The organism is Vibrio sp. 1402 (assembly GCF_033340275.1).
Genome location: NZ_JAWOWE010000531.1, coordinates 1 through 567, shown reverse-complemented (window position 1 = coordinate 567; position 567 = coordinate 1). Strand labels below are relative to the sequence as shown.

The following is a 567-nucleotide window of genomic DNA, read 5'->3' as shown; positions in this document are numbered from 1 at the left end:
ATATTGCTGCCGCATTCAGAGAAAAAGCCAAAGTAGTGACTTTCACGTCCCATAAACGGTTTGCTGACCAGCGCGATATTTTTCACGTTATCCAATTTGAGGTGACCATGCAGCTCACCTTCTCGCCCCATTAGATTGTAATAACCACGCGCAACTTTGCCTTTCGGAAAAGGCGCTTTCACTTCGAAAATGGAGCCGAAGGAGTGTACGATCGTCGTCACTGGGCCAAAACCAACTAGGCTTTCAAGGATTGTTTGCGCTTGTTCGCCCGGAGCAATCGCAACCATCTCTTGCGGCAGTGCAGCGACAACATCAAATTCTGTCACACCTAAACGCTCTGCCATTGCGGCAGGCAGAAGTTGAGGTTCTTGTTCCAATAGAACTTCTACCTGTTGCTTGATTGATTCCATTTTGTTTTCCATCTTTTCTTCAATTTGTCTTCATTAATTATTGGATACTTTTGGCACGCTTTCGTTCATCTCTGATGTCAGTACCTGAATACAGGCTTGCGCTAACGAAACGGCCCAAAAACTGCCCGCTAAAGTAAGCACTAAGCTTCGCTCTTGA

1 protein-coding gene is annotated in these 567 nt (G+C 45.9%); it reads right to left on the bottom strand.

The genetic code is table 11. From position 1 onward, the window contains the following. Positions 1 to 410, bottom strand: a 410-nt coding sequence (gene hutX / locus R7044_RS27085; protein WP_225456213.1) for a heme utilization cystosolic carrier protein HutX, incomplete at its 3' end; no start/stop codon positions are given. Between the last annotated feature and the right edge of the window lie 157 nt (positions 411 to 567).